Here is a 7,190-nt window from a genome sequence, read left to right as displayed (position 1 = left end):
TCCTGGGTGGGCGCGTCTTCGGCGGTCGCGACCGAAGCGAGCGCCGGGGCGGGAGCGGGACGCGGGGTCGGGGGTTGCTTTTTCGGCCTCGGCGGCGGGACCGCCGGCGCGGGTTGTCGCGGGGGGCGCGCGGGCGAGCTTCGCCGCTCCGCCACGATCCAGCGCGCCTGGAACCACACGAACACCGCGCCAGCCATGGGGAGGACAAAAGCGAGCGCCGGCGCCTGCCGCGCGATCCAGTCCGAATAGGCCGCGTCGCTGGCGGCGAGATCGCCCGCCGTCCAGCCCAGCAGCAGGCCGCCGAAAACGACCAGGGCCGGAAAGCGGTCGAGCAGCAGCGCCATGGCCGCGCTGCCAAACACCAGCAGCGGAATGCTCAGCGCCAGTCCGAGCACGAGCAGCCAGAAATTGCCGGCTGTGATCGCCGCCAGCGCCACCACATTGTCCAGACTCATGATGGCGTCGGCCATCACGATCACCAGCGCCGCCGCGACAATGTCGCCGCGCGGGCGATTGCCCCCGATGCGCAAGTCCTCGTCGCCGGGTTCGGCCGCCGACAGGTTGACGGCGATGACGATCAGCAGGAAGGCGCTGACCGTCTTCAGGTAGGGAATGCCGATCAACAGGGTCGCAATCGAGGTCAGCAGCACGCGGAACACGATGGCGCCGGCGGCGCCGAGCACAATGGCCTTTGACGCGTCCTGCCTGGGCAGGGTGCGGCAGGCCATGGCGATCACCGCCGCGTTGTCGCCGCTCAGCACCAGATCGAGAAACAGGATTTGAAGCAGAGTGATGAGTCCCGATGCGGCCTGTCCGCTGTCCATTGCATCTCTCCAAAACCGTCGCCGGGGCGATTGCTCAACCGAGAACGCCGACGAAGCCGGCGTAAAGCCCGAAAACGGAAACCACGACAAAGACCGCGCCGGTGATCGCGCCGAAGGCGCCGGAGGGCCGCAGATCGGCGTCCAGCGTTTTGCGCGCCAGCCAGAACAGCGCCAGCAGCGCCACCGGCAACAGCACGGCGTTGATGACGCCCACCGCCATCGACAGCCTGACGGCATCGACGCCGGCGGCGACGAAGGCCCCGGCGGCAGCGAGCAGAACGACGAAACTGCCATAGAACCACGGCGCGTCGCGCGGATGCTGTTCGAGCGAATGCCGCCGTCCGGCGGCCTCGCCCACGGCCCAGGCGGCGGCGAGGCAGACCACCACGGTCGCCACCAGCGCGCCGCCCATCAGCCCGGCGCAAAACAGCGCCGAGCCGACCGGGCTGTCGAGGGCGCGGCCGAACAGGCGGGCGAATGCGTCCACGGAACCCGCGCCTTCCAATGTCGCGGCATGGGTGGCGGCCACGATCAGGACGCCGCAGGTCACGAGTTGGCAAAACACCGCGCCGAGCAGCGTGTCAAGCCGCGCAAGGCCAAGGTGCGCGCGCGAAAGGCCTTTGTCGCAGGCGGCGGATTGCTGGTAGAACAGCGCCCAGGGCATGATCGTCGCGCCGAGATTGGCGGCGACGAGATAGAGGAAACGCGGGGAGTCGGCGGCGAACTGGGACGCGTCGGCGGCGATGCGCGAAAAATCCGGATGCGCCTTCCAGCCGGCGTAGAGAAAGACCAGTTCCGCCGCGCCAAACAACAAGGCGATGCGCTCGACCGAGCGATAGGAGCCGGTCACGATCATGGCGGAAAGGCCGATCACCGCGACGGCCACGGCGACATCGACGGGAACGCCAAAAAACGCGGCGACAGCGGCCATGCCGCTGAGCTGGGTGACCAGCGCGCCGAAGCAGGTCAGCGTCAGCACGGCGGCGACCGCGACGCTCGTTCCCCGTCCCAGCCGCTCGCGAATCAGTTCGACCATGCCCCGGCCGGTTCCCAGCGCCAGCCGCGCCGCCAGCTCCTGCGCGAGATAGAGCAGCGGGATGACGGCGAGCTGGAGCGGGATCAGCGCATAGCCGGTCTCGACGCCGGTCTGCGCGGCGGTGAGAATGCTGCCGGCGTCTGTGTCGGCCAGCATCACCACCAGGCCCGGCCCGAGCGCGGCCAGACTGGCGCGCCAGCGCGCGCGCGGCGCGGCGACGGATGCGACTGCGGTCAACGCCCGGCCTGCGCCGGGCTTGGCGGCGCGCCCGCCGTCGTCGGCCCCTGTTTAAAAGTCTTCAGAAATTCCGCGTCGGGCGAGAGCAGCAGCGTGGGCGCCGATTCGGCCAGCGACTGGCGGTAGGTCTGCAACGAACGATAGAAGGCGTAGAAACCGGCGTCCTTGGCGGCGGCCTCGCCGAGCACCTTGTTGGCGGCGGCGTCGGCCTCGCCGTGGGCGATACGGGCGCCGCGTTGCGCCTCGGACAGGATCACGGTGCGGTCGCGGTCGGCGCGGGCCTGGATTTGCTGCGCCCATTCAAAGCCTTGCGCGCGAAGCTCCTTGGCCTCGCGCTGGCGTTCGGACTTCATGCGGTCGTAGATGGCCTGACTGGTTTCGGGCGGCAGGTCGGCGCGGTGCAGCCGCACCTCCGTCACTTCAATGCCATTGGGCCTGAATTTTTCGCTCACCTCGCGCTGGACCTTGTCGATCACCTTGCCCCTGTCCTGCGACAACAGCACATGCAGATTGATCTGGCCGAATTCGCGGCGCAGCACGGAACTCACCACCTGCCCCAATTGCGCGCGGGCCTGCTCCAGCGTCCGCAGCGACTGGTTGAATTTCAGGGGATCGACGATGCGAAAACGCGTGTAGCTCTTGACCTCGATTCGCTTCTGATCGCCGAGAATCACCTGCTCGATTGGCGGCTCCAGCAGGAGCAGGCGCGCGTCATAGATGAAGGCGGTGTCGAGGAAGGGCGCCTTGAGCTTTAATCCCGGCGCGTCCACCACGCCGACCGGCGCGCCCAGCCGCACCACCAGCGCGCGCTCGCCTTCGGAAACGACGAACAGGCTCGCCTGCAACAGAAAGACCGCCAGCGCGCCCAGCGCCAAAAGGATTTGCGCGACGCGGCTCATTTCTGGGCTCCGTTGGCGGCGCCCGGATGCGGTTTCGCTTCGCCGATCGGCATGTAGGGCAGCACGCCCGAAACCCCCTTGCCCGAGGAATCCACGATCACGCGGGAAGATTTCTTCAAAACCTCGTCCACGCTTTCGAGGTAGAGCCGCCAGGCCGTGACGTCCTTGGCCTGCGCGTAGCTCTGATAGATCGACAGGAAATTCTTGGCGTCGCCCTCGGCGAGATTGACGGCCTGGGCGCGATAGGCCTCGGCCTCCTGCCTGATCCGCTCGGCTTCGCCTCTCGCGCGCGGAAGAATGTCGTTGGCGTAGGCCTCGGCCTCGTTGCGGGCGCGCTCCTGGTCGGCGCGGGCGCGCTGGACGTCGTTGAAGGCGTCGATGACGGTGATGGGCGGATCGACGCGTTGGAGTTGCACCTGCATCACGGAAATGCCGGCCTCCTCGGCATCGAGCAGTTTTTGCAGGACATTGCGGGTCTCGTCGGCGATTTGCTGGCGGCGGTCGGACAAAGCGGACTGGATCGGCGTGCGCGCGATCACCTCGCGCAGCGCGCTTTCCGCCGCCACGCGCAGCGCCGCCTCGGGCTCGGCCACCTTGAAAAGGTAAAGGCCGGCGTCCTTGATCTGCCAGACGATGGCGCAATCGGCCTCGACGATGTTCTCGTCGCCGGTCAGCATCTGTTTGTCGCGGGAGGCATTGGCCGCCGCGGCCCCTAGTTGCAACTGGTTGACCTGTGTGACGCGCGGCATCATGGCCGTCTCGATCGGCCAGGGCAGATGGAAATGCAGGCCGGGCGGCGTGGTCTCGACCCAGCGGCCGAAGCGCAGGATCACGCCTTGCTCGTCGGGTTGGACCTTGTAGAGCCCGGTCGAGGCCCAGGCGATGGCGGCCAGCGCCGCCACCAGCGCCGCGCCGCGGCGGCCGAACGAGGGGATTTTCAGGAATTCCCCGAGCTTTTCCTTCGCGAGCGCGCCGAGGCCCAGCGGTTCATCGGTCAAGCCAGGCTCCGGTTCCGACAGCGGGGGCTGCGGGCCTTCTTCAGTCACGTCATATCCTCGAACGGGGAAAAGCCAACCGCGCGTTAGGCGCGATTTGCGTCGAAACAATGACATGAAGCGGGCGTTTGAGCCAGCGAGGCTTCAGCTCTGCCCCGACCGCAGCCGGTAAAAAATGTGCTTGCCGATCACGTCCATCTTCTTCAGCGACCGCGCCCAGCGGGGACGCACGTAATTGGCGTGGTAATGGGTTGAGTTTCCGACTTCCGCCAGCCAGCCCCGGCCGGCGAGCGCGTCATCGGCGATGCGTTGCGCCTGCGCCCAGGAGTCGGCGTCGCGGACGTGCAGGGACCTGCCCTCGCAGGCGAAGGAGAACTGGCAGGCCTTGTAATGGCTGCGATTCTGGAACACCACGCCGCAGATCGAGCTGGGATAGAGGCCGGAGGTCATGCGGTTGAGCACCACCTGCGCCACGGCGGCCTGGCCGGCTTCCGGCTCGCCGCGCGCCTCGAAATAGATGGCCTGCGCGAGGCAATGCTTTTCCGCTTCGAGTTTTTGCGGCGCGATCATCGCCATGATGTCGCGCGCGTTTTCCGGCGTGGCGAGGCTCGGACTCGACAGCGCGCCCCCGACCAGACGCGGATTGATCGCTTCGGCCAGCACCTCCACCGGCGTGTCCTCGGCGTCGAAGGGCGTGGCGGAGGCGAGGGATTCCGCGCGGCTCGGGGCCGGGGTCGCGCCCTGCGCCTCGCGTTCGGCTATGGCGGCGGGACGCATGGTGGAGGAGCCGCCGGCGTCCTGGCTCGGCGTCACCGGGTTTTCGCCGGCGCCCCAGGGTTCGAAGGTTTCCACCGAATCAGGCCCCGGCGGCGGCCCTTCGGCGGGAACGAAGCTGGAGGCGAGGCCCGAACGGTCGCTGGTGAAGGCGAGCAGTTCGGCGCGCACCCGCGCGAGGCCGTTGTTCTGGCGCAGCCGTCCGTCCATGGAGGGACGCAGGCCGACCAGCGGATCGCCCTTGTGGCTGCGGTCGATTTCCGGAAAGATTCTGGCGTTTTTCTTGAGATCGGCGCGCGGCTGCATTTCGTCGGGCGCGTCGGGATAACTCGCGGGCGCGCCGGAATAGAGACGGGCCTCGCGCAGCAGGCCGCGTCCCGAGGAGGGGCCGCTCTCGCCGAACACGCCGGGCAGCGGCGCGAACTCTTCCGGCATCACGGCGGCGTGGAGCGAGGCGCCGCGCCGCGAGGCGCCGGAGGGCAATTCCTGATTGGCTTCGGCGGTGAAGGAGACCAGCAGGCCGGCGGCCCCCAACCAGGGGGCCGCCACACTAATCGCCCAACTTAAACGCGCAACACGCATATTCAACCCGTCGAACGATACGTGCGGCCAGGCCGCGACCAACTCCGCGGGGGGCGAACAGCCATCCCGCTTCCATGGTTATCGTCTGTTAGGCTTGAGAGCGCGTTACCGAGGGAAGGTTGCGCGCGTGTCAGTTTGGGACGAAGTGTCGCGGATGGCGCCGAACACGTTCGCGAACGCGCCGCCTTCTTGAAAACCAAAGCCCGCCGGGGCACAATTTGACGGCCTTGCGCATGCGGGGATGGGCAAGAATAATTTTCGAGACGTTCGCGGGAAGGAAGCGGCTTGAGATTAAGGGGGAGCCTGACGTTTACCGCCATGGGGGGATTTGCCCGGATCTCCAAGCCCGCATGAAATAATCTGGCCCCTCGCCTGCGACGAAGCGGCGCAGGCGAGGGGGCTGGCGTCGCAAACGCCGTCCCTTCCGTATTCCCGTTCGCCCAGCGCTTTCGCGCCCTGGATTTGGTTCGATGGCCCTGACGCGCAGCTTCTCCCGTTCCTATCCGCGCTATTCGGCCGAACAAATGTTCGCCCTGGCCGCCGATATCGAATCCTACCCCGCCTTCGTGCCGGGCTGCCGCGCCGCGCGAATCGTGTCGCGCGAGGGCGACAGGCTTGAGGTCGAAAATGTCTTCGGCTTCGGTCCGTTGCGCCATCCGTTCATGACCCGCGCGGAGTTGAATCCTCCGCGCGAACTGGCCATAGTCGCTCGCGACGGTCCGTGGCGGCGATTCCTGATGAATTGGCGTTTCGAGCCGCAAGGAGCCGGTTGCCGCCTGTTTTGCAAGGTGGAGCTGGATTTTGAGTCGCGTGTGCTGAACCTCGTCGCGTCCGTCGCGGCGGTCGAGGTCGAGGCCAAAGTCCTCGCCGCCTTCGAGCGGCGCGCCGAAACGCTGTTTGGCCCCTGACCAGCCGAGAGGTAGAGTGTCGCGATGACTGTGACCAATTCCGACGCGACGCCAATCTTTTCGACCTGGATCGGCGCCATGCGTCCGCGCACGCTGACCATGGCGCTCGCCCCCGTCCTCGTTGGCGCGACGCTGGCCTGGCTGGTCGCCGGCAAGACCCATGTCGCCGCCACTTTGGTCGCCATGCTGTCGGCCGCGTGCATCCAGATCGCGACAAACCTGTTCAACGACGCCAAGGATTTCGAGCGCGGCGGCGACGGGCCTGACAGGCTCGGGCCATTGCGCGCCGCCGCCAGCGGCCTGCTGGAGCCGGAGGCCATCAAGCGCGCCGCCATTGGCGCCTTCGGCTTCGCGGCTCTCGGCGGAGTCTACCTGATCGCCGTCGGCGGCTGGCCGATCCTGTTGCTCGGCCTCGCCTCCATCGCCTCGGGTTGGGCCTATACCGGCGGCAAAAGACCGATTTCCTACTCGCCCTACGGCGAAATCTTCGTGATCGCCTTTTTTGGGCTGGCCGCCGTGTGCGGAACCTATTGGCTGTGCGCCGGGGCGCTGGCGCTCGCGCCGGTTCTCGCCGGCCTTGCGGTCGGATTGTTCGCGGCGGGCGTGCTGATGGTCAACAATTTTCGCGATGCGGCGGCCGATGCGCGGGTCGGGCGCCGCACACTGGCGATCGTCGCGGGACCGGCGCGGGCGCGCTGGCTGTTCGCCGCCATGATGCTCGCGCCCTTCGCGCTGCTGGCGCCGCTGGTGCGGTCCGCCCCGCACAATCACATGGGTCTGGCGCTTGTGGCGTTGCCGCTCGCGGCGATGCAGGCGCGCCGGCTGTTTTTGGAACAGCCCGGTCCCGGCCTCAACACCCTGCTGGCCCAGACCGCACAGACGCAGGCCTTGTTTTCGCTGCTGCTGTGCGTCGGGGCAATGGTCTGACCGCATTT

Annotated in this window: 7 protein-coding genes; 2 read left to right on the top strand and 5 right to left on the bottom strand. The window is 67.6% G+C overall.

Annotated elements, in window-relative coordinates; all coding sequences use genetic code 11:
• The 5 genes from CCR94_RS13825 to CCR94_RS13805 form a co-directional block, all read right to left on the bottom strand.
• Positions 1-824 (bottom strand): YjbE family putative metal transport protein (locus tag CCR94_RS13825; RefSeq protein ID WP_158254761.1); only part of this gene is annotated, 824 nt, incomplete at its 3' end.
• A 34-nt stretch (positions 825-858) separates the two neighbouring features.
• Positions 859-2,097, bottom strand: coding sequence for an NRAMP family divalent metal transporter (locus CCR94_RS13820; RefSeq protein WP_104508435.1), 1,239 nt, complete (start codon positions 2,095-2,097; stop codon positions 859-861).
• Positions 2,094-2,996 carry a protease modulator HflC gene (gene hflC / locus CCR94_RS13815; protein ID WP_104508434.1) on the bottom strand — a complete coding sequence of 301 codons (903 nt, stop codon included), beginning with the start codon at positions 2,994-2,996 and terminating at the stop codon, positions 2,094-2,096. The genes CCR94_RS13820 and hflC overlap by 4 nt, the downstream gene beginning before the upstream one ends.
• The gene (hflK, locus tag CCR94_RS13810) at positions 2,993-3,994 is read right to left on the bottom strand and encodes an FtsH protease activity modulator HflK (protein ID WP_244594069.1); all 1,002 of its coding nucleotides are present in this window, start codon (positions 3,992-3,994) and stop codon (positions 2,993-2,995) included. The genes hflC and hflK overlap by 4 nt, the downstream gene beginning before the upstream one ends.
• Before the next feature lie 141 nt (positions 3,995-4,135).
• Positions 4,136-5,314: a cell wall hydrolase gene (locus CCR94_RS13805; protein WP_244594068.1), complete on the bottom strand. Its 1,179-nt coding sequence runs from the start codon at positions 5,312-5,314 to the stop codon at positions 4,136-4,138.
• A gap of 503 nt (positions 5,315-5,817) precedes the next feature.
• Here CCR94_RS13805 and CCR94_RS13800 point away from each other — a divergent pair.
• Positions 5,818-6,255: a type II toxin-antitoxin system RatA family toxin gene (locus CCR94_RS13800; RefSeq protein ID WP_104508432.1), complete on the top strand. Its 438-nt coding sequence runs from the start codon at positions 5,818-5,820 to the stop codon at positions 6,253-6,255.
• Between the two features lie 24 nt (positions 6,256-6,279).
• Positions 6,280-7,182, top strand: a complete 903-nt coding sequence (locus CCR94_RS13795; RefSeq protein ID WP_104508431.1) for a 1,4-dihydroxy-2-naphthoate polyprenyltransferase — start codon at positions 6,280-6,282, stop codon at positions 7,180-7,182.
• Positions 7,183-7,190 lie beyond the last annotated feature (8 nt).

The sequence above is a fragment of the Rhodoblastus sphagnicola genome (genome assembly GCF_002937075.1).
GTDB classification, from domain to species: Bacteria; Pseudomonadota; Alphaproteobacteria; order Rhizobiales; family Beijerinckiaceae; genus Rhodoblastus; species Rhodoblastus sphagnicola.
The sequence above is the reverse complement of the archived record's forward strand: the minus strand, read 5'-3'. Positions and strand labels throughout refer to the sequence as shown.